Below are 25,747 nucleotides of genomic sequence, written 5' to 3'. Positions count from 1 at the left end.
TCGGCCCAGACGGCGGCCCAGGGGTAGTCCCAGCCGCCGATCTGGAGGCGACGCTCGACGAAGGCGTGCCGCGGCAGGTCGACCACCCGCCCGGCGGACGGCTCGTAGACGTCGAGCTCCTGGTCACCCGTCGGGGGCATGACGAGCACGACGTGACGCGGGCTCCACGCGTTGCCGACGTAGAGCAGGGCGGGGCGACCGGTGCGCACCCGAGCGCGCAGGTCGGCATACGTGTGCTCGAGGCCCACACGCCCGCGCTGGCGGAACCAGCTCACGTCGTAGTCCGTGTCGGGCGCGGACGCGCCGAACTCCAGCTCGCCCCGCGCACCCCAGGGCGGGGTGCCGAGCGATCGCGGCCACGGCAGCTGGAGACGCCGGCCCGCACCCACCAGTGCGTTGGTGCGGGCGGCGACCACCTGCTCGTAGGCGGCGAACCGCTGTGCCTCGGTGCCTGCGTCGGGCACGTCGCCGTCGCGCGCATCCTTGCGTATGCCGTCACGGATCCACGCGGCGAAGGCCGGGTTGACGAGCATCCGGGCGACGGTCAGCGACGCCGAGCCGCACGTCGTCTGCGTCTGCTGCACCGGCGCGTGATCCCCTGCGACAAGCCGGAACGGGGCGGCCACGGTCAGCCTCCGCTCCGCGGCGCGCCGGTCAGGCGGGGCTCGGCGGCCACTTCGACGACACCGGCTCGGGGGGCGCCTCGACAGGCCCACGATCGACCGGCCCACGATCGACAGGCTCACGATCGACCGGCCCACCATCGACAGGGGGCTCGGCAGCCTCGGGGGCCTCGGGGGCTTGGGGGGCGTTCTGCTCCGAAGCGCCGTACCTGCCCCTCAACGCCGCTGCGATGTCGTCCGGGTGCTTCTCCTCCACCACGGCGGCCAGCCTGGTGCCCGGGAGGCCGGCGCGCGGACCGTCGTCGCCGCCGTCGACGCGAACGAGGAAGGTCGGCCGCTGCATCGACCGGAAGTGGAGTCGTCCGATGTACTCGCCGAGGATGCCGATCGACAGCATCATGGCCCCGCTCAGGATGGCGAGCATGGACGCGAGCGTTGTGAACCCCGCAACCGCGATGTCGCCCGCGATGAAGCGCACGAGCACGACGAGCAGCAGCACGAAGCCCAGCAGCGAGCAGGCGAACCCCAGCCACGTCACCAGCTTCAGCGGGACGGTGCCGTAGCCGGTCACCATGTTCATGGCGTGCCTCGCCAGCGAGGCGAACGTGTAGGACGAGGACCCCACGGTGCGCTGGTCCATGCTGATCTGCACCCGGCGGATCGAGTTGGTGGTCCAGCTGAGCAGCACGTCGACGGAGGCGAACGGGTCGGCCACGTGCGCGAAGCCGTCGCGCAGGTCCGTGCGGAACGCCCGGAACGCGCTCACGTCCCGGGCACTGGGGACGTCGGCGGCGGCCAGGGCGGCCTTGACCATCCGGGAGGCCAGCGAGCGGAAGAAGCCGTGCTCCTCCTCGTCGGGCACGCCGTAGACCAGGTCGACCAGGGGGTCGGACAGGGGCGCGATCAACGTGGCGAGCTCCTCCGGCCGGTGCTGGAGGTCGTCGTCCATCGTGACCGTGAACTCATACTGCGCACGTGCCAGTCCCGCCAGCAACGCGTTGTGCTGGCCGTAGTTGCGCCGCAGCAGCACGGCGCGCACCGTTGCCGGGAACTCGAGCTCGAGGCTGCGCGCGACCGCGTAGGTGTCGTCGGGCGACCCGTCGACCACGAGGATGATCTCGTACAGGTCCGCGATGAGCGGCAGCTCCTTCTGCAGACGCCTGACGAGCTCCGGGAGTGTCAGCCGCGAGCGGTAGCACGGGATGATCACGGAGAGGTTCACGGGTGAGTGGTCCATGGTGCTCACCGCCTCGGCGCCACGTCGTCGGACTGGTGGGCCCCCGACGTTTCGGGACGCGTCCGGAACGAGAAGAAGCGGTGACCGAGGTAGGAGCCGACGGCGATCACGAGGATGGCCAGCACCTGCGCCACGAGCGGGTTCATCCCGAAGACCTCGACGAGGAAGGGGGTGGCGACGACGCCGGCGACCGCGCCCGACGACCACACCGACAGGAAGCGGACGAAGTCGCGCTTCACGGTGCCCTGGGACTCGAACACGAGGTTGCGGTAGGCGGGGAAGGCTGCAGCGATCGTGACGACCTGGGCCGCGAGGATGGCGATCATGTAGTGCCAGCCGGCCAGCAGGCCGGCGGACACGAGCAGAAGGTAGCCGGCAGAGGTGGTTCCAGCCACGAGGAGATAACGGATCTCGTGGTGGGACCAGAGCGTGCGGGCTCGCTCCGAGATACGGGACACCCGCACAGGTTAGCCAAGCACGGTATGGGAGGCTAACCGGATGGATCGGATCATGTTCTCCGAGCCGTTTCACGCAGGAAACGAGCTCGCGTACGTCGAAGCGGCACTCAAGTCCACCGTCTGGCACGGCGACGGGCCCTTCACCGACCGAGCCACCCGCTGGCTCGTGGAGCGCACCGGCACCAGGCACGCCCTGCTCACGACGTCGTGCACGCACGCACTCGAGCTGGCCAGCCTCCTGCTGGAGCTCGAGCCCGGCGACGAGGTCATCTGCCCGTCCTTCACGTTCTCCTCCACCGCCACCGCCATCGCGGTGCGGGGGGCGGTCCCCGTCTTCGTGGACGTCGACGAGCAGACCCTGAACATCGACCCCAGCTGCGTGGAGGCCGCCGTCACCGACCGCACCAAGGCCATCTACATCGTCCACTACGGCGGCATCGCTTGCGACCTCCCGGCCCTGCAGGCCATCGCCGACAGGCACGGCCTGTCCATCGTCGAGGACAACGCCCACTCGCTCGGCGCCTACTACCGCGGCCAGCACCTCGGCACCTTCGGGACCTTCGGCACGCAGAGCTGGCACGACACCAAGAACGTCACCAGCGGCGAGGGTGGCGCCCTGCTGATCAACGACGACCGCTATGCGGAGCGCGCGGAGATCATCCGCGAGAAGGGCACGAACCGCTCACGCTTCCTGCGTGGTCAGGTGGACAAGTACACCTGGGTCGACCAGGGCTCCTCGTACCTGCCCAGCGACCTGCTGGCAGCCCTGCTGGTGGCGCAGCTCGAGCGGTTCGACGACATCCAGGAGCGGCGCCACGCGGTCTGGAGCAGCTACCACGAGAACCTCCGCGGCTGGGCCTCCGACGGCGGCGTGCAGCTCATGACGGTTCCCGACGGCTGCGAGCACCCCGCGCACCTCTACTTCGTGACCATGCCCTCGCACGAGCACCAGCTCGGGCTGATCGAGCACCTCAAGGAGCGCGACATCGTCGCCACCTTCCACTACCAGCCGCTCGACTCCTCCGTCGCGGGGCTGCGCCTCGGTCGCACCCCCGCGCCGTGCACGGTCACGGCCGATCGGGCGCTGCGCATCGTGCGCCTTCCGCTGCACGCCGGCATGTCGGCAGCCGACACGGAGCGAGTGGTCGCGGCCGTGTCCGAGTACCCCACCCGATGAGCTGGGACACCCTGCAGGGTGCGACCGTCACCCAGGCGGCCAGCGCCGTCGAGAGCGACCGGTTCGGACTCACAGTCGGCCGGGTGGTGGTCGGCGACCAGTGCCCCGAGCCCCAGGCCTCGCAGGCCCTCGGTGCGGCGCTGGAACAGGCGCCTGAAGAGCTGCTCGTCGTCCGGTGGCCCACCCGGCTCTCGGCCCTCGGCGCAGTTGCGGCCGCCAGTTCGCGGGCCATCATCCCGGCCGACGTGCTCGTGTACTGGGAGGTGCCGGTGAGCGACCTCCAGGCCGAGCCGGCGGCCCTGGCGCGTGACGACCTCCGCGTCGACGTTCCCTCCGAGGCCGACGACGCGAGCCGTGCCGCTCTCGAGGCCGTCGTGCGCGACTCGTTCACCGGCTACGGCAACCACTACACGGCCAACCCTCGCCTCGACCGCGACCTCGCCCTCAGCGGCTACCTCGACTGGGCACGACGCGCGCTCGACGAGAACCCGCGCGACGTGGTGCTGCTGCGGCACCACGATGAGGCGATCGGGGTGGCCACCCTGACCACGGGCGGGGGCGGGCAGGATCTCGAGATCCTGCTGGCCGGGCTGACGGGGTCCACCCAGGGGCAGGGTTGGTACCGGCACCTGCTCGCGGGCGTCGGCGCCGAGGCTCGCTCCCGCGGATGCTCTCGGGTGATCATCTCGACCCAGGCCCACAACGTCCGGGTGCAGCGCGCCTGGGCCCGGTCCGGGTTCCGGCCCTTCGGCGCCGTCACCACGGTCCACGCGATGCGCCGATCGGCCTGAGCCGACGCCGACCGGCGCGACTCCCCCGCTGCCGACCGGCCTGCCCGTCAGCGCAGGCGGAAGATCTTCACCGTGCCCGACTCGTGCACCAGGTCCGCCTGCTCGCTCAGCCGTGGTGAGACGGTGCCGGCCTTCGTGTCGGCGAGGAGCCACCTCACTCCCTTGCCCTTGAGCGCGGCCAGGCTCTCAGTGGTGGGCGCGCGGAACGCCCCCTCGTTGAGCGCGAGGAGCTGGGGGTTCTCGAACGGCTGCTGGGAGTACGGCCGGCCGCCCACCCCGTGACGCTCGTGCGCCGAGGCGGTGTAGGCCCAGCTCTCCACCAGCGACCGCCTCTGGGTGAGAGCGCTGACCCAGAAGGCCCGCGAGTCGCAGTGTGCGACCGTCTTCCCGGCCCGGCAGTGGACGTTGGTGGCGACGACATCGTCCGGGTCGGAGTTCGCCTCCAGCCACTGGGCGGCGCTGGCCTCAGCCACCGACACGCGCAGCACGCTCTTGCGAGGCTCGGCCTCCGTGGCAGTGCGGAACAGGCCGGCAACCTGCACGACGAGTGCGACGACGGCCAGGCCGAGGACCACGTTCGCGGCCACGGTCGCGGTCCGGCGCGAGGCACGTCCACGCCGCGGCACCCAGAGCAGCGAGCCGAGGGCCGCCACGGCCAGCACCAGTCCGGCCACGACGAAGATCGTCTCCGTGCCCGCTGGCAGCGGGCCCCCGGCGCCCGGCACGGAACGCGGGACGAGCGCGGCAGTCACCGCCAGCCAGCTGACCGCGAGGAAGGCGAGCGACCCGCTCGGCCCGCCGCCGGACCTCCGGCCCACCACGAGGGCGGCCAGCAGCACGCAGGTGACGAGGGTGGGCACGACCAGCCCCCGCAGGAGCGAGCCGTTGAGCCCGGCTGCCGTCGGCGTCGGCCCGCTCAACGTGCGCCAGACGAGGAGGAGAGCCGGTGCGGTGCCGGCACCGACCAGCGACCACCGCAGGGCCGCGCCGCGTCCGGCACTCGAGGCGGCCGAGTCCCAGGCGAGCGCGAGACCCCACCCGGCGAGCGGGTAGAGGGCCACGACCGCGCCGGACATGAAGTACACCTGTGACAGGCCGTCCTGGCTCAGCAGCATCATCGCCGCGAAGCCCCCCAGCCCGACTCCCAGCAGGAGCCAGCCGCTGAGGTCGCGTGCCTTGAGCGCCTTGAGGCCGGGGACCGCCCAGGCATAGCCGAGGGCCCAGGTGGCCAGCACGAGGGCGAGCAGCTTCGGAGCCCCCTGTGCCGCCAGTCCCGGGAGCACGGACGCCTTCGAGAAGGGCGAGCTCGTGCCGGTCAGGATGACCCAGGGCTGGCTGGCCCGCACGGTCGAGAAGAGCTGGACGATGACTCCGGCGCTCGAGCCGCCGGTGAGCATGGCCGTCAGCACCACGAGCACCAGGGACAGGCCCAGCACGGCGAGCAGCCGGGGCACCAGGGCCCGGCGGCCCACCAGGGCCACGAGCAGGGCGAGCCCCACACCGCACACGAGCACGGGGACCACGGAGCTCTTCGCGCCGGACGCACCGGCGAGGGACAGGAAGAGCAGCACCCATCGCCCGGGAGCGACCCGGCGGTCACGGAGCACGTGGACGAGGGAGTGCAGCGCGAGCCCGATGATGGGGATCGAGAACACCTGCGACGGGCTGTGCAGGCCGAACGCGGCGAATCCCGGCAGGGTCAGCCACGTCGGGAACAGGGCCGCCTGGGAGCCCAGCAGCAGGGCGGCGACGGCGCCGGGCCAGGTGCGACGCGCCAGCTGCTCGGTGACGGCGAACACGACCCCGACCGCGAGGGCGATGACGGGGGCCATCCACAGGCGCAGGAAGACGACGGGGAGGTCGAGGCCGGTGGTCCAGGTCATCGCCGCGATGTGGGCGTTGCTGAACCAGTGGTAGAAGAACGGGTTGCCGGCGAGCTGCGGGATGTCCGGCGGCACGCTTCGCATGAGCTCGGCGCTCAGGGCCAGGTGCCACAGGTCGTCCGGGTACCAGATGTTCGAGGCGGGCGGCAGGTTCGTGGTGCTGAAGAGACCGACCGCGAGCGCGAACACGGGCAGCAGGTAGGCCACCAGCGTCAGCCAGGCCGCCGCGGGGTTGACTGTCCGTCGGTAGGGGGTGAAGCCCCAGTGCCGACGCAGCCTCGGGGCCACTGCGAACGGGATCACGACCGCGAGCGGCCAGAGGACGAGCCAGCCGGCGACGTGCGCGCCGGTGAAAGCCACCCAGGCGATCAGCTGCAGCACGAGTCCGGTGGCGCCGCCGAGGGCCAGGTCGGACACCACGGACGCCGGACGGCCGCACAGAGCCCGGTGCACGAGCACCCCGGGCACCATCACGGACCAGACGAACGCCAGGAGGTAGAGCGCCACGGATCCGAGCGGGACACCCGCCGAGACCGTGAACCACACGGTGGCAGCAAGGGCGACCAGGCCGGGGCCGAGCCTCGACCACCTCACGGACGAACGGGGGTCGATGTCGTCCCTGGCGCGCAGGCGCGCGACGTGGCTGTGCGCCAACCCGACTCCTTCAGTCTCGTGCTGCCCCGGTGACAGCCCCGAACGCGCGCGCTCCCCCAGGCCGAGTCATCTCAGCCGAGCTGGTCTCGCGCGCAACCGCCCACCTGGGCGCTCGATGGCTCGGGCGCCTCATACGATCCCGAACCACCCAGCGAGGGCGAGAACCGCGTGGCATTGGTGCCCGGCACACCTGGTGCGGCGCCCGGCCGAGCAGCCAGAGCGCGTGCGTTTCGGGAGAACTCTATACGGTGTGGCCCGTTGCGCCTGAACGCAGAGATCGGGGCTCGTTGCGTCAGGCGGATTCCTTGCGCTGACGCTTGGCACGCGGCTCGGCCTCGCGCCGCACGATCGTCGGGTTGACGTTGTCGAGGACGACCTCGCGGGTCACGACGACGCGGGCGATCTCGTCGTCGCTCGGCACGTCGAACATGACCGGGAGGAGGACCTCCTCCATGATCGCCCGCAGGCCACGTGCCCCGGTGCCGCGCAGGAGGGCCTGGTCGGCCACCGCGGCGATGGCGTCGTCGGTGAACTCGAGGTCGACGCCGTCGATCTCGAACATCTTCTGGTACTGCTTCACGAGCGCGTTGCGCGGCACCGTGAGGATGTTGACGAGGGCCTGCTGGTCGAGTGGCGCGAGGGTCGTGAGAACCGGCAGGCGGCCGATGAACTCGGGGATCAGACCGAACTTCAGCAGGTCCTCGGGCATGACGTCGGAGAAGCTGTCGACGAGGTCCTTGGGGCTGTGCAGCGGCTGTCCGAAGCCGAGGCCCTTGCGACCGGCCCGCGACTCGATGATCTTCTCGAGGCCGGCGAAGGCGCCGCCGACGATGAAGAGCACGTTGGTCGTGTCGATCTGGATGAACTCCTGGTGCGGGTGCTTGCGCCCGCCCTGCGGCGGCACCGACGCGGTGGTGCCCTCGAGGATCTTGAGCAGCGCCTGCTGCACACCCTCGCCGGACACGTCCCGGGTGATCGACGGGTTCTCGCTCTTGCGGGCGATCTTGTCGACCTCGTCGATGTAGATGATGCCCGTCTCGGCCTTCTTGACGTCGTAGTCTGCGGCCTGGATGAGCTTGAGGAGGATGTTCTCGACGTCCTCGCCGACGTAGCCGGCCTCGGTCAGGGCCGTCGCGTCGGCGATGGCGAAGGGGACGTTGAGCATCTTGGCGAGGGTCTGCGCGAGGTAGGTCTTGCCCGAGCCCGTGGGGCCGATGAGCAGGATGTTCGACTTCGCGATGTCGATGTGGTCGTCGTCGCGCTTGACGCCCTCACCGGCCTGGATGCGCTTGTAGTGGTTGTAGACGGCGACGGCGAGCGACTTCTTGGCGACGTCCTGGCCGATGACGTAGTTCTCGAGGAAGTCGAAGATCTCGCGCGGCTTCGGCAGGTGGTCGAGACCCAGCTCGCTGCTCTCGGCGAGCTCTTCCTCGATGATCTCGTTGCAGAGGTCGATGCACTCGTCGCAGATGTACACACCGGGACCGGCGATGAGCTTCTTGACCTGCTTCTGGCTCTTTCCGCAGAAAGAGCACTTGAGGAGGTCTCCGCCTTCTCCGATGCGTGCCACCGATTCGCTCCTGGTTCGTCGGCGCCGAACGCTGGGGTGCACCCGGCCGACCCCAACCTAGGGGCCGACTCCTATTAGACGACGGCGGGGCCCACCCCCGCTCGCGCAACGCCGTTTGTCCGCTGATGGCGGACAAACGACGCCCGTGTCACTTGAACGGCGTTCCAGTCGAATCCGCCCGACCCGCGCTGCCGCGAGCGCGCCTCAGCCGGCGGTGAGGTCGCGAACGATGGAGACGTACTGCTCCTCGGCAGCCTCGGGCGCGGTGCCCGACAGCGTGGCCCAGGCGTCGTACTTGGCGCGCCCGACCGGGTTGGTGAAGCCCGGTCGTGAACCAGTGGCGTCGCCCTGGGTCGCCTGCTTGAACAGCCCGTAGAGCCTCAGCTTCACGTCGTTGCCCGGGTCGTCGGTCAGCCCCTTGACCGCCTCGACCGCCTGCTCGAACTCCGCACCAGCCATGCCTCAGACCTCCACGCTTCGACGTCGCTTACGCTCCATCCAAGCAGGTATGCCGCTGGGCCCGGTCCGGTGACCGAGCCCAGCGGCATACGTGATCGTGCTGGAGACGTCTGGCGGGTCAGACCTCGAGCGAGGCCTTGCGCGAGGCGAGCACCTCGTCGATGAGGCCGTACTCCTTGGCGGACTCGGACGACAGGATCTTGTCGCGCTCGATGTCGTCGCGGACCGTCTCGGAGGTGCGACCGGTGTGGTGCGCGAGGGTGTCCTCGAGCCACGTGCGCATGCGCAGCACCTCGTTGGCCTGGATCTCGATGTCGGACGCCTGGCCGTAGTCGCCGCCCGAGAGCGCCGGCTGGTGGATCAGGATGCGGGCGTTCGGCAGGGCGAAGCGCTTGCCGGGCGCGCCGGCGCCGAGGAGCACCGCCGCGGCCGAGGCGGCCTGTCCGATGACGAACGTCTGGATGTCGGGCCGGACGAACTGCATCGTGTCGTAGATCGCCGTCATGGCGGTGAACGAGCCACCCGGGCTGTTGATGTACATGAGGATGTCGCGGTCGGGGTCGAGCGACTCCAGCACGAGCAGCTGGGCGATGATGTCGTCGGCCGACGCGTCGTCGACCTGCACGCCGAGGAAGATGATGCGGTCCTCGAAGAGCTTGTTGTAGGGGTCGGACCGCTTCATGCCGTAGGAGGTGCGCTCCTCGAACTGCGGCAGGATGTAGCGGCTGGACGGCGCTGCGACCGCGAGGCGGTTGGTGGGTTCGATGTTCATGCGTGTGGTCTCCAAGTCCTGTTCAGGCCGCGGTCAGTTCTCGCCCTTGGCGTCGGCCTGGCCGACGCCCTTGCCCTCGACGGCCTGGTCGGACCGGCTGAAGACGTGGTCGACGAAGCCGTAGTCCTTGGCCTCCTCCGCGCTGAACCAGCGGTCGCGGTCGGAGTCCTTCTCGATCTGCTCGACGCTCTGGCCGGTGTGCTCGGCGATGAGCTGCGCCATCTGCTTCTTGACGTAGAGCATCTGCTCGGCCTGGATCTTGATGTCGGTGGCGGTGCCGCCGATGCCGCCCGACGGCTGGTGCATCATGACGCGGGCGTGGGGCGTGGCGTAGCGCTTGCCCTTCGTGCCTGCCGAGAGGAGGAACTGGCCCATCGAGGCGGCCATGCCCATCGCGACGGTCGCGACGTCGTTGGGGATCCAGTTCATGGTGTCGAAGATGGCCATGCCGGCCGAGATCGAGCCACCGGGGCTGTTGATGTAGAGCCAGATGTCCTTCTCGGGGTCCTCGGCCGAGAGCAGCAGCAGCTGCGCGGCGATGGCGTTCGCGTTGTCGTCGCGGACGTCGGACCCGAGGAAGATGATGCGTTCCTTGAGCAGGCGGTTGTAGATGTGGTCGTCCAGACCACCCGGCATGCCGTTGCCGTTGGCGGAGGTCTCCGAAGTCACCCAAGTCTCCATCGTCGAAGTGGTCCAGCCTCCCGCCGCGGGATGCGGCGCCGGCTGGCTCGTCACTGACCCTAACGCCCGACCCCCGGGCCAGATTTCCCGAACCGCGCCCTGTTCGCCCTGAGCGCACAACCTTGAGCGGATGACGCGCAACCGGACGCACGAGACCCCGCCGACGTATGCCGTGGGGGCGGGGTCTCGTCGCGATCGGGTCCTACTCGTTCAGGCCGTTGTCCTGGCCCGAGTCGCCGGCGTCGGTGTAGGCGGCGAGGTCGCTGCCGTCGACGTCGTCGGGGCTCGCGGCGGACGGGTCGCGCACGGCGTCGCTCGCGTCGTCGAGGGCGTCCTCGCGCGAGCCCTCGGAAGCCGTGCTGCCGTCGAGGTTGCCGCGGTCGGCGTCCGAGCCGTCGACGCCGGGACCGGCCGCCGTCTTGTCGTCCGCGGCCCCCAGGTCGTCGCCGAGGTCGGCGTCGCCGCCGGGGTCATCGCCCGGGCCGTTGCCGCTGCCGTCGATCGCAGCGGGCGTCTGGGAAAGCCCGCCCGGCTGGTCCGCGAGGGACTCGGCGGGGCTCTCGGGGCTCGAGTCGGTCAGGTCGTCGTACGCAGTCATCGCTCCTCCGTCCGGATCACGTGTGCTGGCCACCGGACGAACCGGCGACCAGCCACCACGTACCCACGCGCGCGCGATGTGCAACGACCTCGCAGCACCCGCAGACGACGCTGGGCCGGCTCCCGTGCGGGAGCCGGCCCAGCGGCATACGTGCTCGGGTCGGACGCTCAGGCGTCGGCCTTCTCGGCCGACTCGGCGGTCGCCTCCGTGCTGTCGTCGTCCTCGTCGATCTCCTCGATCTCGAAGTCCTCGGTGCCCGGGACGGACTCGTTGAGGTCGATGACGTTGCCGGCGGTGTCCTTGACGGAGACCTTCTCGAGCACCGTGGCGAGCGCCTTGCGGCGGGCGACCTCGGCGACCATCGCGGGGATCTGGCCGTCCTGGTCGAGCGACTGCGCGAACTGGTTCGGGTCCATGCCGTACTGCTGCGAGCTCATCACGAGGAACTCGATGAGCTCCTGCTGCTCGACCTTGACCTCTTCCTTCTCGGCGATCGCGTCGAGGACCAGCTGGGTCTTGAGGCCCTTGCGGGTGCTCTCGTCGACCTCGGCACGGTGCTCGTCGTCCTCGAGACGACCCTCGCCCTCGAGGTGGCTGTGCACCTCGGCCTCGACGACGCCCTCGGGGATCGGGACCTCGATCTTCTCGAGGATGGCCTCGAGGAGCTTGTCGCGGGCTGCGACGCCCTGGGCGAACTTGGCGTCGACCTCGGCCTTGGTCGTGAGGTCGGCCTTGAGCTCGTCGAGGGTGTCGAACTCGGAGGCCAGCTGGGCGAACTCGTCGTCGAGCTCGGGAAGCTCGCGCTCCTTGACCGCGGTGACGGTCACGGTGCAGTCAGCGTCCTGGCCCTCCTGGTCGCCACCGGCGAGCGGGGCGGTGAACTGCTTGGTCTCGTCGGCCGTCATGCCGATGAGCGCCTCGTCGAGGCCCTCGAGCATGTTCTTGCTGCCGACCTCGTACGAGACACCGGTGACGGAGTCGATCTCGTTGCCGTCGATCTCGGCGGACAGGTCGAGGGAGACGAAGTCGCCGTCCTGGACGGCGCGGTCGACGCCCTTGAGCGTGCCGAAGCGGGCGCGGAGGTCGGTGAGGCGCTGCTCGACGTCCTCGTCCTCGACCTTGGCCTCGTCGACGGTCAGCTCGATGTCGGAGAAGTCGGGAAGCTCGATCTCGGGGCGCTTGTCGACCTCGGCCGTGAACGTGAAGTCCTCGCCGTCGGTGGCGGGCACCTTGAGGTCGGTGATCTCGGGCTGGCCGAGCGGACGCACGGCGTTCTCCTCGAGAGCCTGGCCGTAGAAGGTCGGGAGGGCGCTGTTGACGGCCTCCTCGAGGACGGCGGCGCGGCCGACCCGCTGCTCGATGATGCGGGCCGGGACCTTGCCCTTGCGGAAGCCGGGCACCTGGATGTGCTCACCGATGTGCTTGATGGCCGCGTCGAGGCTCGGCTTGAGCTCCTCGAACGGGACCTCGATGGTCATCTTGACCCGGGTCGGGCTGAGGGTCTCGAGCGCACTCTTCACTGCGGGGTACTCCTGGGGTGGTGCCGACGTGGTCGTCGACGGTGAACGGACGGGCCAGCGCACCATGCTATAGGGCACACGGCCGATGGCTAAATGCGCGGATCGTCCCCGGACACCTGACGCCTATGCTCGGTGGCCATGAGCACACCGCAGTCCCCCTTCGCCTCCTCCGCGAACGCCGCGCTGCGGCCGATCCAGATGGTTTCGGTGGCGGTCGGCATGGGGGCGCTCATGCTCAGCGCCGTTCGCATCGTCGTCGACCCGTCGGCGCCCCTGCCCTCGCCGTGGGCCGTCGCCGTCACGCTCGTCGCGCTCGTCGGCTCGGCCGCGCTCATCCGCTACGCCGGGTATGCCGTCCCGGCCCTGCCGCTCGGCCTGCCGCGCGAGAACGCCGAGGCGACGAGCCTGCGCTACTTCACGTCCACGACGACCCTGCGCACGGCACTCGCGGAGGCCCCGGTGCTCGTGGCGTTCGCGTGCTCGTTCGCGTTCACGCCGCACTCGTGGCTGCCGCTGCTCATCGCCCTGCCCGGCGGGCTCGCGCTCTTCTGGGTGCACGGCTGGCCCTCGGCGCGCACGGCAGCGGCGGTGGAGGCGGGCCTCGAGGCCGACGGCGCCGAGAGCCACCTCAGTGAAGCGCTCGGCTTCCGCTGAGCTGTCAGTCGACAGTGCCCCCGGAGCGCCAGTAGACCCCGTCGGCACGGTCGAGGAAGCCCTCCTCGACGAGGTAGCGCCGCAGGGCCGCGACGTCGGGGTGGAAGGCCCGCAGCCGGTTGTTGACCTGGGTCTCGTCGTACTTCTCCCCCGGCTCGAACTCCTGCGAGAGCAGGTCGAGCACGACGAGCCGTTTGCGGATCTTCGTCGGGATGCTCGTGAGCGTGCCGTCGGGCGCGAGGAACGACCGGAGCACCGCGTCGCGGTCGCGGAGGGCGTCCTGGAGGTCGGGGCGGAACATGGTCCCCACGGTAGGAAGCCGCGGCCCTGGGGCCAAGTGGTTTCGGAGCGGGCGACGAGAATCGAACTCGCGTAATCAGTTTGGAAGACTGAGGCTCTACCATTGAGCTACGCCCGCAGGCCACCGGACGGTGCCGGCGATCCGAGGCGAAAGCCTACTGGGTCGTCTCCGGTCCACCGAATCGACCCGCCCGCGGACCGTCCCGGCTCGGCTCGTCACCCGCACGTCGGCTACGATTCCGACGCCACGGGGTGTGGCGCAGCTTGGTAGCGCATTGCGTTTGGGACGCAAGGGCCGCAGGTTCAAATCCTGTCACCCCGACATTTCGTGAAGGCCGGGCTCGGGCGACTTCGTCGCTCCGAGCCCGGCCTTCGCTCTTGTCGGGGCGCACAGGATGCCGGGAGGCCGAGCAGCCGAGGCGAGGAACGAGCCGCGGCAGTGAGGCCGGCGTTGTCACCCCGGAGGCATCAGTCCAGAGGGGCTCCGAAGAGTCGTGGAGATGCTCCGGCACCAGTCGCCAGAAAGGCTCCTCGACCTCCGGCACGGAGCAGTGGGAGCCCTAGTCGACGAGGTCGAGGCGCAGCTCGTTGATCGTGCGCCCGGCCGCGATCCCCTTGGCCTCGAACCCGTCGCCCGGACGCCACGCCGGCCGCTCGACCCGGTGGGCCTCGAACCGCGGGTGGGCAGCCACCGCAGCCAGGACGTGCTCGGCGTAGAAGTCCTGGTCGGTCGCGACGAGCACGTGCCCGCCGGGCTTGAGCACCCGCGCGAGCAGGTCGAGGTTGCCGGCGCTGACGAAACGGCGCTTGGTGTGCTTCTGCTTGCGCCACGGGTCGGGAAAGAAGAGGTGCACGGCATCGAAGGTCGTGTCGGCGACCCGCTCCTCGAGGAACAGCACGGCGTCGCCGATCTCGACGCGGAGGTTGGGCACCCCGGCCTCGTCGGCATCGGCAAGCATCCGCGCGAGACCGGGCGTGTGGACGTCCATGGCGAGGATGTCGTGCTCGGCGAACGCGGCGGCATACGCGATGGCCGCGTGGCCGTGGCCGCAGCCGATCTCGAGCACGACGGGCGCGACGCGTCCGAAGGCGGCCTGGGCCTCGAAGGGGCCCGCGGGCAGGGAGCGGGCCGGGCCGAGACGCTCGACCCGGTCGCGCGTGAGCGACGAGAGACGCCCGCGGCGCACGAACGTCCGCACGCGTGCCGGCGTGACGCCCGCGGGCAGCTCGGGCACTTCGTGGTCCTTGCGACGGACAGGCAGGGAGGACCCGGAGGGGTCGAGCACGTCACCCGTGAGGTCGCTGGCGTTGTCGGTCACGCGGGCATCGTAGTGAGCCCTCGGCCCCCGCCCGAACCGGGCGGTTCGCAAGGGTTGCGCCGCGCATCGATGGGTCTAGCGTGGAAAGGGCACGGGGACCAGCAGCGGTCCTCGGCGACCGAGAGGAAGCCATGAGCGCCTTCGACAACATCAAGGACCAGGTCAGCAAGCAGGTCGACGAGCACGGCGAGCAGGTCGGCGACGGCGTCGACAAGGCAGGGGACTTCGTCGACGAGAAGACCGGCGGCCAGTACGCCGACAAGGTCGACCAGGGCCAGGAAGGTGTCACGAACGCACTCGACGGCTTGGACGGCCAGGACGACGACATCAGCTGACGCCGCTCGGCCGCGCGAAGGCGTCGGCCACCGTGCGGTGGCCGGCCCTGCGTGTCTCAGGGCCGTCGCGGCTGCCGCCTCTGCGCGGCCTCTGTTCGGTCGCGGGCGGTCTCGGGCGCGGCTCAGGTGCGCCAGATGGTGACGACCGCGCGGTCGTCGCCGAGGCCGGCAGCGGCCTGGTCGCACAGTCTCTGGGCGAGCCCCTCGAAGCCGGTCCGGATGAAGGACTCCGCCCGGCCGAGCATACGGTCGATGCCGTCGTCGAGCGCCTTGTCGCGCGCCTCGATCACGCCGTCGCTGTAGAGCACGAGGGCGTCTCCCCGGCGCATCGTGCCGGTCTCGCGGGGGAACTCGGCCCGCTCGATGACGCCGAGCAGCGGGCCGCGGCCGCCAGCGAGCATGCGCCAGCGACCCGACCCGGCGGTGAACTGTGCGGCAGCCGGGTGGCCGGCATACCCGATGGTGAAGTTGCCGGTCTCGAGGTTGACGGCGACGTGCACGGCCGTGGCGAACCCCTCGCTCCAGCGCAGCCGGAGCAGGTGGTTGTTGGCCGACTGGAGGAAGCCGCGCTCGCTCAGCTCGCCGAGGAGGCCGCCCAACGCACCGGAGAGCAGCAGCGATCGAGCACCCACCTCGCGGCCCTTGCCCGAGACGTCGACGAGCGCGACCTCCAGCGTGCACCCGTCGGTCGAGCGGCTCGCCACGACGAAGTCACCGGAGAAGCCGTCACCGAACGCGGACTCGAGCGCGACCTCGGCACCCCACGACGGCGGCAGCGGGGGCAGCTCCCCCTGGGCGCGCAGGCGGTCGCGCATGTCGACCAGCATCGACTCGCCGCTCACCCCCACGACCCCGACCTGGGCACGTGCGTGCGAGAGCCACAGCATCAGCATCATCGTGGCGACGGTGACGATCTGCGCGCCGGTGGTCGTCGGCTTGTCCTGCCCGAGGTAGGCCCCGAGGATCGCCATCGACAGGAAGAGACCGATGTAGACGACGAGCAGGAACCGCGGCTCGAGGAAGAGCCCGGCCAGCACGACGACGAAGCCGTAGACGCCCCACGGCACCGTCCTGGGCGCCAGCGCGACGGCAGCCGTGACCAGGATGCTCAGGAGCAGGAACAGGCAGACGAGCGCCCACGGCGCCCGGCCGAGCCACGGGCCCACCATGCGAAGGCGTCTGATCGGTCCGGCACCGTAGCGCGAGCGTCGAGAGACGATGCTCTCGTTGTGGGCCACGGGCCTCCCTTGCGGCGTTGAGGGGGAAACGACAGGCGGAAGGAGAACGCCGCAGCGTCAGCGCGCGGCGGCGTCCGGTAGTGCTGGCAGATCCCCCGAGTTCTCGTACGCGGAAACCATACCCAGACGTCGGCTGTGGCGCTCCTCATCCGAGAACGCGGTCGACACGAACGTGTCGACGATCTCCTTCGCGACAGCCTCGGAGGTGAACCGGGCCCCGATGGAGACGACCTGCGCGTCGTTGTGCTCACGCGCCAGGCTCGCGAGCTCGGCACTGTAGGCAAGGGCGGCCCGGACGCCGGACACCTTGTTGGCGGCGATCTGCTCACCGTTGCCAGAGCCGCCGAGAACGACGCCGAGCGAGCCCTCCTCCGCGGCGACGGCCTCGGCGGCACGCAGCACGAAGACCGGGTAGTCGTCCTGGGCGTCGTAGTCGAACGGGCCGTGGTCGACGACGTCGTGCCCGGCCTCGCGCAGGTGCACGAGGAGGGACTGGTGGAGCTCGTATGCCGCGTGGTCGCCGCCGATGTGGATGCGCATGTGGGTCCTTGGGTGCCTGGGGTGGTCGGTCAGGGTGTCGAGTGCCGAGAGTCCGGCCCGGTGAGGCGAGCCGATCGGGTCAGCCGCGTCAGTCGCGTCAGTCGAAGATCGGGCCGAGCGTACGGGTGCGCTTGAGCTCGAAGAAGCCGGGTGTGCTCGCGACGAGGACGCACCCGTCCCACAGCTTCGCGGCGTCCTCGCCCTTGGGGGCGGGAGTGACGACGGGACCGAAGAAGGCGACGCCGGCGACCGAGATGATCGGGGTGCCGACCTCGGTGCCGACGAGGCTGATGCCGCGCTTGTGGCTGCGGTGCAGGGCGGCGTCGAACTTCTTGTGGTGGGCTTCCTTCGCGAGGGCGGCCGGCAGCCCGACCTCCTCGAGGGACTCGCGGATGACCTGGTCGAAGTCGTTGATCTTGCGCAGGTGGATGCGCGTGCCCATCGCGTCGTAGAGCGGCTTGATGACGGATTCGCCGTGCGCCTCGACCGCCGCGATGATGACGCGGACCGGTCCCCACGCCTCGTCCATCCGCGCCCGATAGGCAGCGTCGAGGTCGTGCCGGTGCTCGTTGAGCACGGCCAGGCTCATGACCGACCAGGTCACGTCGATGTCGCGCAGCGTCTCGACCTCCATGAGCCACCGCGACGTCATCCATGCCCACGGGCAGATGGGGTCGAACCACATCTCGACGGAGTCGCGGCTCGGCTTCGGGCTGTCGTTCACATCGGCCATGCGGCCCATCATGGCACTGCCGCCGCGACTCGATTGCGGTGGTGGACGGGACGGGGTTCCGTGCGAGGATGGCCCGCGACGGCGCGGTCGGACTGATGCTGCGCCGCGCCCCCACACCTGTCCCAGGAGGTCCCCACGTGCCCGGCAAGAACCTGACCCGCGACGAGGCGGCGAGCCGCGCAGAGATCCTGCGCGTCGACGCGTACGACGTCAGCCTCGACCTGACGACGGGTCCGGAGAACTTCCGCACCCTCACCACGGTCACGTTCTCCTGCTCAGAGCCCGGCGCCGACTCGTTCATCGATCTCATCGCGGACTCGGTCGAGAGGGTCACGCTCAACGGCGTCGACCTCGATCCGGCCGAGGTCTTCGGCGACTCGCGCATCGCCCTGCCCGGCCTCGCGGCGCAGAACGAGCTGACCGTCGACGCGACGGGCCGCTACACCAACACCGGCGAGGGCCTGCACCGCTTCGTCGACCCGGTCGACAACGAGGTCTACCTCTACACGCAGTTCGAGGTGCCCGACTCCCGGCGCATGTATGCCGTCTTCGAGCAGCCTGACCTCAAGGCGGCCTTCCGCTTCACGGTGACCGCGCCCGCGCACTGGAAGGTCATCAGCAACTCCCCCACGCCGACCCCCGCAGCGGCCGGCGTCGCCGACGGCGTCGAGCGGGCGACCTGGGCGTTCGAGCCCACGCAGCGCATCTCCTCGTACATCACGGCCCTCGTCGCCGGCCCCTACGACGAGGTCCGCGACGAGGTCACCACCCGCAACGGCGTCGTGCCGCTCGGGGTGTTCTGCCGCAAGTCGCTGACGCAGCACCTCGACGCCGACAACATCTTCGACTGCACGAAGAAGGGCTTCGCGTTCTTCGAGGCGGAGTTCGACCAGCCCTACCCGTTCGCCAAGTACGACCAGATCTTCACGCCCGAGTACAACATGGGCGCGATGGAGAACGCCGGCGCCGTCACCTTCACCGAGGTCTACGTCTTCCGGTCCAAGGTGTCCGAGGCGAAGATCGAGCGCCGCGCCCTCACGATCCTGCACGAGCTGGCCCACATGTGGTTCGGCAACCTCGTGACGATGAAGTGGTGGGACGACCTCTGGCTCAACGAGTCGTTCGCCGAGTGGGCGTCGACGACCTGCCAGGCCGAGGCCACCGAGTGGACGAGCGCCTGGACGACCTTCGGCACCTCCGAGAAGGCGTGGGCCTACACCCAGGACCAGCTCTCCTCCACGCACCCGATCGCGGCCGACATGCGCCACCTCGAGGACGTCGAGGTCAACTTCGACGGCATCACGTACGCCAAGGGTGCGTCCGTGCTCAAGCAGCTCGTGGCGTACGTCGGCCGTGAGCCGTTCGTCGCTGCGCTGCGCGAGTACTTCAGAAAGCACGCGTGGGGCAACACCACGCTCTCCGACCTGCTCGGTGAGCTCGAGAAGGCCTCGGGCCGCGAGCTGACCGAATGGAGCAAGCTCTGGCTCGAGACGGCCGGGGTCAACACCCTGCGCCCGGTCTTCGAGGTCGACGCCGAGGGCCGTTACAGCTCGTTCGCGATCACCCAGACGGCGACCGAGGAGTACCCGACGCTGCGACCGCACCGCATCGGCATCGGCCGGTATGCCGTCCGACGCAGCGAGGGCTCGGTCGACGTCCTCGAGCGCACCGGCTACGACGAGGTCGACGTCGCCGGCGAGCGCACCGACATCGCGGAGCTCGTCGGCCAGGAGCAGCCCGACCTGCTCCTCCTCAACGACGACGACCTCGCGTACGGCAAGATCCGCCTCGACGAGCGGTCGCTCGCGACGGCGCTCGCCCGTCCCCGCGGCTTCCAGGACTCGCTGCCCCGCTCGCTCGTGCTCGGCGCGACGTGGGACATGACCCGCGACGGCGAGATGCCGGCCCGCGACTTCGTGCGGTTCGTCCTCGAGTCGCTCCCGGGCGAGACCGACTCGACCCTGCTGCGCGTCCTGCTCGGGCAGGTCTCGACGGCCGCCCGCCTCTACACCGCGCCCGAGCACCGTGCCGAGGTCTCGGCCCTGCTGTCCTCCTCGCTCCGGTCGCTCGCCGAGTCGGCCGAGGCCGGCAGTGACGCCCAGTTCCAGCTCGTCGAGGCATGGGCCGGCAGCACGGCCGACACGGCCGACGAGCCCCGTCTGCGCGCGCTGCTCACCGGCGAGGAGTCGCTGCCCGACCTCACCGTCGACACCGAGCTGCGGTGGACCTTCACCAAGGCCCTCGCGGCGCTCGGTTCCGCAGACGAGGCCGAGATCCGGGGCGAGCTCGACCGCGACCCGACGGCCACGGGCAAGGAGCGCGCCGCCGAGGCACTGGCGGCCCGTCCGACGGCCGAGGCCAAGGCCGACGCGTGGGCCAAGGCCGTCGAGCGCAACGACCTGTCCAACCAGATGGTCGAGGCGACCGGCGCCGGCTTCCGCCGCACCACCGACCTGTCGCTGCTCGAGCCGTACGTCGAGCGCTACCACGCCATGCTCGTCGACGCGTGGGCCGAGCGCAGCGTCGCCATCGGCGAGAGGGTCGTTGGCGGGTTCTACCCGTTCGCCCTGGCCAGCGAGCAGCTCAAGGCGGCGTCGGACGCCTGGCTCGCGGCCAACCCCGACGCCGCGGCCGGCCTCGTGCGCACCGTCGCCGAGAACCGCGACACCGTCGCGCGCGCCCTCGTCGCCCAGGAGCGCGACCGCCGCGGCTGACTCGACCGTCGTGGGCCGACCTGCAGCGTCGGGCCGGCCCACGACGCTCCAGCACGAACCCGCACCGCCACCCCGCCGCGCGCGGGGAGCGGGCAGATCCACCCGAACCCGACCCCCGACTGAGATTCTGTGATCCACGCCTTCACGAACCTGACCGCACTCAACGCACTCCCCGACGGCACACCTCCACCCACTCCGACGCCCTCCCCGTCTCCCTCGCAGGAGCTGCCCGTGAACCTCTCCATGCCTGACCTCGCGAGCCTGACCTGGTCCGGTGTCGGCGACTGGCTCGTCGGCACGCCGCTGCTCATCATCACGGTGGTCGTCGTCGGCTTCGTCGCGCGTTTCGTGCTGCATCGGCTCATCAACCGCGTCGTCACCACGGCGACGTCACGCCGGGCCGAGCGCTTCGCGAGCCTTCCCCGGGCCGGTCGCGCCCTGCAGGCCGTCGGCGTCGCCAACGTGCGCCACGTCCAGCGCACCCAGACGATGGGCGCGCTCCTCAAGAGCATCACGACGTTCGTCGTCGGGGGCATCACCGCGCTGACCGTGCTCTCCCTCGTGGGCATCCCGCTCGGCCCGATGCTGGCGTCCGCGAGCGTCGGCGGTGTCGCCCTCGCCTTCGGCGCGCAGAGCCTCGTCAAGGATTTCCTCTCCGGCGTCTTCATGATCGTCGAGGACCAGTACGGCGTCGGCGACGTCATCGACACCGGCGAGGTGGTCGGCACCGTCGAGAACGTCTCGCTGCGCGTCACCCAGATTCGCGACGCCGGGGGGATGACGTGGTACGTCCGCAACGGCGAGATCATCCGCATCGGCAACAAGACGCAGGGGTGGTCGACCGCGATCGTCGACATCGCCATCGCCTACGACCAGGACGTCGAGAAGGCGATCACGGTCATCCGTGACGTCGTCGGCGTGATGGACGACGACGGGCCCTACAAGGACATCTTGCTCGATGAGCCCGAGGTCGTCGGGGTCGAGTCGATCGCCAACGGGGCGATCACGATCCGCATCGTCGCCAAGACGGTGGCCAACGAGCAGTTCGGCGTGCAGCGCGAGATGCGGGAGCGGATCAAGGTGGCCCTCGACCGGGAGGGCGTGCGCAGCCCCCTGCCCGTGATGCCGCCCTACGGCGGCCCCCCTCACAAGTGAGCCGCCCACCGGCTCTGCGAGACTGGCCGACGTGACCTACTACGACGACTTCGGCGGGCACGAGACCTTCGCCAAGCTCGTGCGCGAGTTCTACCGCGGTGTCGCCGACGACGTGGCGCTGCGTGCTCTCTACCCGGAGGACGACCTCGGCCCGGCCGAGGAGCGTCTGCGGATGTTCTTCGAGCAGTACTGGGGTGGCCCCACCACCTACTCCGAGCAGCGTGGCCACCCCCGCCTGCGGATGCGGCACATGCCCTTCCAGGTCACCCCAGACATGCGTGACCGCTGGCTGCTGCACATGATGGACGCCGTCGACTCGCTGGAGCTGAGCCCCGAGAACGACGACCGACTGCGCGACTACCTCACGCGGGCGGCATACTCCCTCGTCAACGCCCCGGGGCCCGACGGCACCTTCTGAGGCAGCCGGGGCCCGGGCCGACTCACAGCAACTCACAGCCCGTTCACGGCTCGCTGCTTCGCTCCCGGGTGTTCGCTGGACCCAGGTGAACCCACCGTCGGGCGGCACGCCTGGCGACGCGACGAAGGGACCGGACATGGTGTCCATCAACAAGAAGGCCGCCAGCGTGGCAGTCGTGGGTGCGGCCGCGGCCGTCATCGGGCTCGGCGTCTCGCAGGTCGCTCGCGCCGACGACGCCACCACCCCGACACCGTCACCGACGACCACCTCGACCCAGGGCGACCCGAACAAGGGGACGACCGACAGCACGACCCCCGGCGACCACGACGGCGACGGGCGGGGATGGGGACCCGGCGGGCACCACGGAGGTCCCGGGCTCGGGTTCGGCCGGGGCGCCGACCTGTCCGCCCTCGCCACCAAGCTCGGAGTCGACGAGACGAAGCTCCAGGATGCGCTCAAGGCGGTCCGCGACGAGCTCAGGGCCTCCCGGACACCAGGTCAGGCCAAGCCCGACATCACGGCGCTGGAGGACGAGCTCGCGACCAAGCTCGCCGCCAAGCTGGGCATCGACGCCGCCAGGGTCAAGACGGCCGTCGCCGACCTCCGTGCCGCGCACGAGGCCGACGAGCAGAAAGCCTTCGACGACCGGCTCTCGCAGGCCGTCAAGGACGGCAAGCTGACCCAGGCCGAGGCCGACGCCGTGAAGAAGGCTGCCAAGGCGGGGATCATCGGGATGCACGACGGACCCGGCTGACCTTCGGACAACGAGCCCTCCCGCGACCCGCGGCCGTTGACGGCCGCGGGTCGTCCGGCGTCAGCGAGCGGCGAGGTGGGAGTGGAGTGCCGGCACGACGTGGTTGCGAAGCAGCGGGGCCAAATCATCCGGGAGCGCATCGTCGAGACCGAGCCAGCGCTGCTCGGCGATCTCGGCGAGCGGTGTCGGCGCGTGGCCCGGCTCCAGGTCTGCGACGAAGACCGTCGCGTCGACCCACGAGCCGGGCTCGTTGGCAGCGACGTCGTGGAACCGGCCGAGGGGCAGCCCGATGCCGGCGACGTCGACGCCGACCTCCTCCATCACCTCGCGGACGGCGGCCTCGCGCGCGCTCTCTCCCGGGTCGATCTTGCCGCCGGGGAGCATGAACCGGACCGAGCCGGCCTTGCGGACCGTGAGCAGCCGCCGGTCGCGGACGAGGCAGAAGGCGGCCGTGACAAAGGTCGTCATGCCCCCGACGGTAGTGCCCGGTCGGCAGACGGCTCCCACTGCACCCGGTGGCCGGTGATCCAGGCCGTCGACCTCTCGGTCACGAGGTGGCGGAAGACGAGTCGCATCATGGCGTCACGGACGGCGCGGCCCGCGCGGCCGGGGATCTTCGAGCTGCTGCTGCGCGCCCCGGCCGCGACGATGCGCTCCACGCGGGCGCGCCGCGCCTTCTCGTATGCCGCCAGGGCCGCATCGACGTTCCCGGCGTCGCGCAGGCTCGTGGCGAGCACCACGGCGTCCTCCAGCGCCATGGAGGCACCCTGACCCGAGCTCGGCGCCGGCGCGTGCGCGGCATCGCCGACGATGACAACCGGCCCGCGGCTCCACCGGGCGACGCTGGGCAGGTCATGGGTGTTGTCTGCCCAGAGCTCGAGGCGCCCGCTCCGGATGAGCTCGGCCGCGGGACCTGCGTCCTGCTCGAAGAGGTCCGCCAGCTCGCCCTGCCAGTCTTCGTGGCTCCTGCGAGCCCGCTCGTCCGGCGTGATGAGGGGTCGCGGCTGGTTCACGAACCAGACGACGTCACCGCTCGGCGTCGGGTGGGCTCCGAAGAAGGCGCGGCTGCCGAACACGAAGTGCCACTGTCGTGCCGGGAGACCGGCTGCGACAGGCGTGTTCGACGTGATGCCACCGAAGTTCGTCAGGCCCACGTAGCGCGCGGGGACGGCGGTCGGGTCGATGGCGCGACGCACCACGGAGTGGACCCCGTCGGCGCCGACGACCAGGTCGGCCTCGAGCGTCGACCCGTCGGCGAGCAGCGCCACGGCCCGGTCGCCTGCGAGGCTCACGTCGACGACGCGGGCGCCGTGCCGCACCTCGACGCCCCGTCGCCCGGCCTCGTCGGCGAGCGCCAGGGCCAGACGGGAGCGCTTGAGGGTCAGGGCCACCGTGCCGTCGTCGAGCGGGACGCCGAGGGACAGGTTGCCCAGCACGGCCCCGGACGCCCCGAGCATGACGTTGCGCTCGCTGGGCACCCCGAGCGCGGTGGCCAGGTGCCGGGCACCGAGCACGTCGAGGGCGTGGAGACCGTTGGGCGCCAGCGTGAACCATGACCCGGCCTCACCGTCGCCGCGAGGCCACGCCTCGAGCACGGTCACGTCGACGCCGACCTTTGCGAGTGCGAGGGCCGTGGCGGGTCCCGCGATGCCACCTCCCACGACGAGAGCCTTCATCTTGGTAGCCTTTCCTTACGAGAATCAAATGATTTGATATTCGAAAGGTAAGCCCGATGTCCGGTTCTGGTCAACCCCCTCGCGAGGACCTCGTCCACGCCCTCGGCGACGCCATGCAGCGCTACCAGCGCTCCGTCCAGGCGTTCGACGACACCGTCGGGCGGCGACTCGGCCTCGGGCCGGCCGACCTGCGCTGCCTCGACTGGCTCGTCGACGGGCCCAAGTCCGCTGGCGTCCTCAGCGCCGCAACGGGGCTACGACCCGCCGCGACGACGGCGCTCATCGACCGGCTGGCGCGCCGCGGTCTCGTGCGCAGGCTGCGTTCCGAGACCGACCGACGCACGGTCCTCGTCGAGATGACAGAGCTCGGCCAGCGGCTGACGTGGGAGGCGTACGGGCCCCTCGTCCAGGCGGGCCAGCCGGCTCTCGAGGAGCTGTCCGCCGAGCAGCTCACGTTCCTCACCACACACCTCGAGCGCATCACCGCGCTCACCGACGAGCACCGCGAGCTGTTGGCGAAGCAGGGAGTCCGAGACGTCTGACCCGGTGCGCGACGGCCCGGCAGGGCGGAACCTCTCGCCGGCGAGCGAATCGTTCAGCGCAGGGCCGGCGGGCCCGCCTCGACGCGCCGACGCACCTCGGCCAGACCAGCGGCACCCTGCGGGATGTCCCACCAGCTCTCGACCCACCACGTCGCGCCGGCCTGCTGCCACGCCGCCGGCTCGGCCGGCTCCAGGCGGGTGAAGTCTCCCCACGAGTCGGCCTCGATGACCACGTCATAGTCCGCCCAAGGCAGGCCCTGCTCGGCGCGGAGCCGGCGCACCGGCTCCACGACCCCGGCGAACGCGTCGAGCGTCTTGGGCCTGTCGTCGGTGGAGTGGATCGCGGGGATGACCCCCTGCCAGCGGGCCGCTCGCTCGAGCGAGCGTTGCCGGCCCCCGCCGGGAGTCGGCGCCGCGACGACCCACACGGGCGGGTGGGGACGCTGGGGAGTGGGCGGCGGCAGCATGAAGTCGTTGGCGGCGGCGCTGTAGTGCTCACCGGCATACGTGAACGAGGCCGCGTCACCGAGCAGGCCGGCAAAGATGTCGAGGCACTCGTCGAGCTTCTTGGCGCGGACGGCGCGCCCCTCGTCGGCCTCGTAGGCCAGCCAGCCTGGATGCAGGGCACCGAGTCCGACCGACATGAAGGCCCGACCCCCGCTGATGCGGTCGACGGAGCCCACCCTCGAGGCGAGGTCCCAGGGCCGGTGGCGCGACGCCGGGGTGAGCAGGGTGCCGAGACGGATGCGCTCGGTCACCATGGCTGCCGCGCCGAGCTGCACCCACGCATCGACGCCGTAGAGCGACTCCCAGCCGAAGACGGCATCCCAACCGCGTTGCTCGCCCAGGCGGGCCAGGTCGGCGAACTCGAGCTCGGTGGCATACGGGACGACGAAACCGCTCCTCATGCCCTCGTTCCTACCAACGAGCACCGACAGCCCGGGCT

Annotated in this window: 26 protein-coding genes and 2 tRNA genes; 10 read left to right on the top strand and 18 right to left on the bottom strand. The window is 70.6% G+C overall.

Annotated features, from left to right (window positions below; genetic code table 11):
* Positions 1 to 654 precede the first annotated feature (654 nt).
* On the bottom strand, positions 655 to 1,860 hold the full coding sequence (locus AB4091_RS18510; RefSeq protein WP_442293717.1) for a glycosyltransferase family 2 protein: 1,206 nt from the start codon (positions 1,858 to 1,860) through the stop codon (positions 655 to 657).
* 5 nt (positions 1,861 to 1,865) lie between these two features.
* A complete protein-coding gene (locus tag AB4091_RS18505; protein WP_442293715.1) occupies positions 1,866 to 2,318 on the bottom strand; it encodes a GtrA family protein in 453 nt (150 codons plus the stop codon).
* Between the two features lie 40 nt (positions 2,319 to 2,358).
* Between AB4091_RS18505 and rffA the strand changes: the two genes are divergently transcribed.
* Positions 2,359 to 3,495, top strand: a complete 1,137-nt coding sequence (gene rffA, locus AB4091_RS18500; protein WP_442293713.1) for a dTDP-4-amino-4,6-dideoxygalactose transaminase — start codon at positions 2,359 to 2,361, stop codon at positions 3,493 to 3,495.
* The gene (locus AB4091_RS18495) at positions 3,492 to 4,286 is read left to right on the top strand and encodes a GNAT family N-acetyltransferase (RefSeq protein ID WP_442293711.1); all 795 of its coding nucleotides are present in this window, start codon (positions 3,492 to 3,494) and stop codon (positions 4,284 to 4,286) included. The genes rffA and AB4091_RS18495 overlap by 4 nt, the downstream gene beginning before the upstream one ends.
* A 47-nt stretch (positions 4,287 to 4,333) precedes the next feature.
* On the opposite strand, the gene AB4091_RS18490 is transcribed toward AB4091_RS18495, so the two are convergent.
* The 7 genes from AB4091_RS18490 to tig all read right to left on the bottom strand — a co-directional run bounded on the left by AB4091_RS18490 (position 4,334) and on the right by tig (position 12,423).
* On the bottom strand, positions 4,334 to 6,823 hold the full coding sequence (locus AB4091_RS18490; protein WP_442293709.1) for a hypothetical protein: 2,490 nt from the start codon (positions 6,821 to 6,823) through the stop codon (positions 4,334 to 4,336).
* Between the two features lie 292 nt (positions 6,824 to 7,115).
* Positions 7,116 to 8,393: an ATP-dependent Clp protease ATP-binding subunit ClpX gene (gene clpX, locus AB4091_RS18485; RefSeq protein ID WP_442293707.1), complete on the bottom strand. Its 1,278-nt coding sequence runs from the start codon at positions 8,391 to 8,393 to the stop codon at positions 7,116 to 7,118.
* A 204-nt stretch (positions 8,394 to 8,597) separates the two neighbouring features.
* Positions 8,598 to 8,852, bottom strand: a complete 255-nt coding sequence (locus AB4091_RS18480; RefSeq protein ID WP_442293705.1) for an acyl-CoA-binding protein — start codon at positions 8,850 to 8,852, stop codon at positions 8,598 to 8,600.
* A 118-nt stretch (positions 8,853 to 8,970) separates the two neighbouring features.
* Positions 8,971 to 9,624: an ATP-dependent Clp protease proteolytic subunit gene (locus AB4091_RS18475; protein ID WP_442293703.1), complete on the bottom strand. Its 654-nt coding sequence runs from the start codon at positions 9,622 to 9,624 to the stop codon at positions 8,971 to 8,973.
* 33 nt (positions 9,625 to 9,657) lie between these two features.
* Positions 9,658 to 10,305, bottom strand: a complete 648-nt coding sequence (locus AB4091_RS18470) for an ATP-dependent Clp protease proteolytic subunit (RefSeq protein WP_442293701.1) — start codon at positions 10,303 to 10,305, stop codon at positions 9,658 to 9,660.
* Positions 10,306 to 10,507: 202 nt separating this feature from the next.
* Complete coding sequence (locus tag AB4091_RS18465; protein WP_442293699.1) at positions 10,508 to 10,903, bottom strand: hypothetical protein; 396 nt, start codon at positions 10,901 to 10,903, stop codon at positions 10,508 to 10,510.
* A gap of 167 nt (positions 10,904 to 11,070) precedes the next feature.
* Complete coding sequence (gene tig / locus AB4091_RS18460) at positions 11,071 to 12,423, bottom strand: trigger factor (RefSeq protein ID WP_442293697.1); 1,353 nt, start codon at positions 12,421 to 12,423, stop codon at positions 11,071 to 11,073.
* A 138-nt stretch (positions 12,424 to 12,561) separates the two neighbouring features.
* Between tig and AB4091_RS18455 the strand changes: the two genes are divergently transcribed.
* Positions 12,562 to 13,077 (top strand): hypothetical protein, encoded by a 516-nt coding sequence (locus AB4091_RS18455; RefSeq protein WP_442293695.1) that lies wholly within the window; start codon positions 12,562 to 12,564, stop codon positions 13,075 to 13,077.
* Between the two features lie 4 nt (positions 13,078 to 13,081).
* Here AB4091_RS18455 and AB4091_RS18450 read toward each other — a convergent pair whose 3' ends face one another.
* Complete coding sequence (locus tag AB4091_RS18450) at positions 13,082 to 13,378, bottom strand: DUF2087 domain-containing protein (RefSeq protein WP_442293692.1); 297 nt, start codon at positions 13,376 to 13,378, stop codon at positions 13,082 to 13,084.
* Positions 13,379 to 13,424: 46 nt separating this feature from the next.
* Positions 13,425 to 13,495 (bottom strand) — tRNA-Gly (locus AB4091_RS18445).
* Between the two features lie 130 nt (positions 13,496 to 13,625).
* Between AB4091_RS18445 and AB4091_RS18440 the strand changes: the two genes are divergently transcribed.
* A tRNA-Pro gene (locus AB4091_RS18440) sits at positions 13,626 to 13,699 on the top strand.
* A gap of 238 nt (positions 13,700 to 13,937) precedes the next feature.
* Here AB4091_RS18440 and trmB read toward each other — a convergent pair.
* A complete protein-coding gene (gene trmB, locus AB4091_RS18435) occupies positions 13,938 to 14,696 on the bottom strand; it encodes a tRNA (guanosine(46)-N7)-methyltransferase TrmB (RefSeq protein WP_442293690.1) in 759 nt (252 codons plus the stop codon).
* A 131-nt stretch (positions 14,697 to 14,827) separates the two neighbouring features.
* Between trmB and AB4091_RS18430 the strand changes: the two genes are divergently transcribed.
* The gene (locus AB4091_RS18430; RefSeq protein ID WP_442293688.1) at positions 14,828 to 15,031 is read left to right on the top strand and encodes an antitoxin; all 204 of its coding nucleotides are present in this window, start codon (positions 14,828 to 14,830) and stop codon (positions 15,029 to 15,031) included.
* A 122-nt stretch (positions 15,032 to 15,153) separates the two neighbouring features.
* Here the strand turns inward: AB4091_RS18430 and AB4091_RS18425 are convergent, their stop codons facing one another.
* The 3 genes from AB4091_RS18425 to AB4091_RS18415 all read right to left on the bottom strand — a co-directional run bounded on the left by AB4091_RS18425 (position 15,154) and on the right by AB4091_RS18415 (position 17,542).
* Entirely contained in the window at positions 15,154 to 16,269 is a 1,116-nt protein-coding gene (locus tag AB4091_RS18425) for a PP2C family protein-serine/threonine phosphatase (protein ID WP_442293686.1), read from the bottom strand.
* A 57-nt stretch (positions 16,270 to 16,326) separates the two neighbouring features.
* Complete coding sequence (locus AB4091_RS18420; RefSeq protein ID WP_442293684.1) at positions 16,327 to 16,809, bottom strand: ribose-5-phosphate isomerase; 483 nt, start codon at positions 16,807 to 16,809, stop codon at positions 16,327 to 16,329.
* 97 nt (positions 16,810 to 16,906) lie between these two features.
* Positions 16,907 to 17,542 (bottom strand): mycothiol-dependent nitroreductase Rv2466c family protein, encoded by a 636-nt coding sequence (locus AB4091_RS18415; protein WP_442293682.1) that lies wholly within the window; start codon positions 17,540 to 17,542, stop codon positions 16,907 to 16,909.
* 137 nt (positions 17,543 to 17,679) lie between these two features.
* On the opposite strand from AB4091_RS18415, the gene pepN reads away from it, so the two are divergent.
* The 4 genes from pepN to AB4091_RS18395 all read left to right on the top strand — a co-directional run bounded on the left by pepN (position 17,680) and on the right by AB4091_RS18395 (position 22,583).
* The gene (pepN, locus tag AB4091_RS18410) at positions 17,680 to 20,256 is read left to right on the top strand and encodes an aminopeptidase N (protein WP_442293680.1); all 2,577 of its coding nucleotides are present in this window, start codon (positions 17,680 to 17,682) and stop codon (positions 20,254 to 20,256) included.
* Between the two features lie 231 nt (positions 20,257 to 20,487).
* On the top strand, positions 20,488 to 21,411 hold the full coding sequence (locus AB4091_RS18405; protein ID WP_442293678.1) for a mechanosensitive ion channel family protein: 924 nt from the start codon (positions 20,488 to 20,490) through the stop codon (positions 21,409 to 21,411).
* 31 nt (positions 21,412 to 21,442) lie between these two features.
* A complete protein-coding gene (locus AB4091_RS18400; RefSeq protein WP_442293676.1) occupies positions 21,443 to 21,829 on the top strand; it encodes a globin in 387 nt (128 codons plus the stop codon).
* Positions 21,830 to 21,965: 136 nt separating this feature from the next.
* A complete protein-coding gene (locus AB4091_RS18395) occupies positions 21,966 to 22,583 on the top strand; it encodes a hypothetical protein (protein ID WP_442293674.1) in 618 nt (205 codons plus the stop codon).
* 60 nt (positions 22,584 to 22,643) lie between these two features.
* Here AB4091_RS18395 and AB4091_RS18390 read toward each other — a convergent pair whose 3' ends face one another.
* Positions 22,644 to 23,051, bottom strand: a complete 408-nt coding sequence (locus tag AB4091_RS18390; protein WP_442293672.1) for an NUDIX hydrolase — start codon at positions 23,049 to 23,051, stop codon at positions 22,644 to 22,646.
* Positions 23,048 to 24,259, bottom strand: coding sequence for an FAD-dependent oxidoreductase (locus AB4091_RS18385; protein WP_442293670.1), 1,212 nt, complete (start codon positions 24,257 to 24,259; stop codon positions 23,048 to 23,050). Before AB4091_RS18385 ends, AB4091_RS18390 begins: the two co-directional genes overlap by 4 nt.
* A 56-nt stretch (positions 24,260 to 24,315) precedes the next feature.
* Here AB4091_RS18385 and AB4091_RS18380 point away from each other — a divergent pair, with 56 nt between their 5' ends.
* Positions 24,316 to 24,801: a MarR family winged helix-turn-helix transcriptional regulator gene (locus tag AB4091_RS18380; protein WP_442293668.1), complete on the top strand. Its 486-nt coding sequence runs from the start codon at positions 24,316 to 24,318 to the stop codon at positions 24,799 to 24,801.
* Positions 24,802 to 24,854: 53 nt separating this feature from the next.
* Here the strand turns inward: AB4091_RS18380 and AB4091_RS18375 are convergent, their stop codons facing one another.
* Positions 24,855 to 25,709: an LLM class flavin-dependent oxidoreductase gene (locus AB4091_RS18375; protein ID WP_442293666.1), complete on the bottom strand. Its 855-nt coding sequence runs from the start codon at positions 25,707 to 25,709 to the stop codon at positions 24,855 to 24,857.
* Between the last annotated feature and the right edge of the window lie 38 nt (positions 25,710 to 25,747).

This window comes from Terrabacter sp. 2RAF25 (assembly GCF_052115265.1).
In the GTDB taxonomy this organism is placed as follows: Bacteria; Actinomycetota; Actinomycetes; order Actinomycetales; family Dermatophilaceae; genus Terrabacter.
This window is presented reverse-complemented; position numbering and strand designations above follow the sequence as displayed.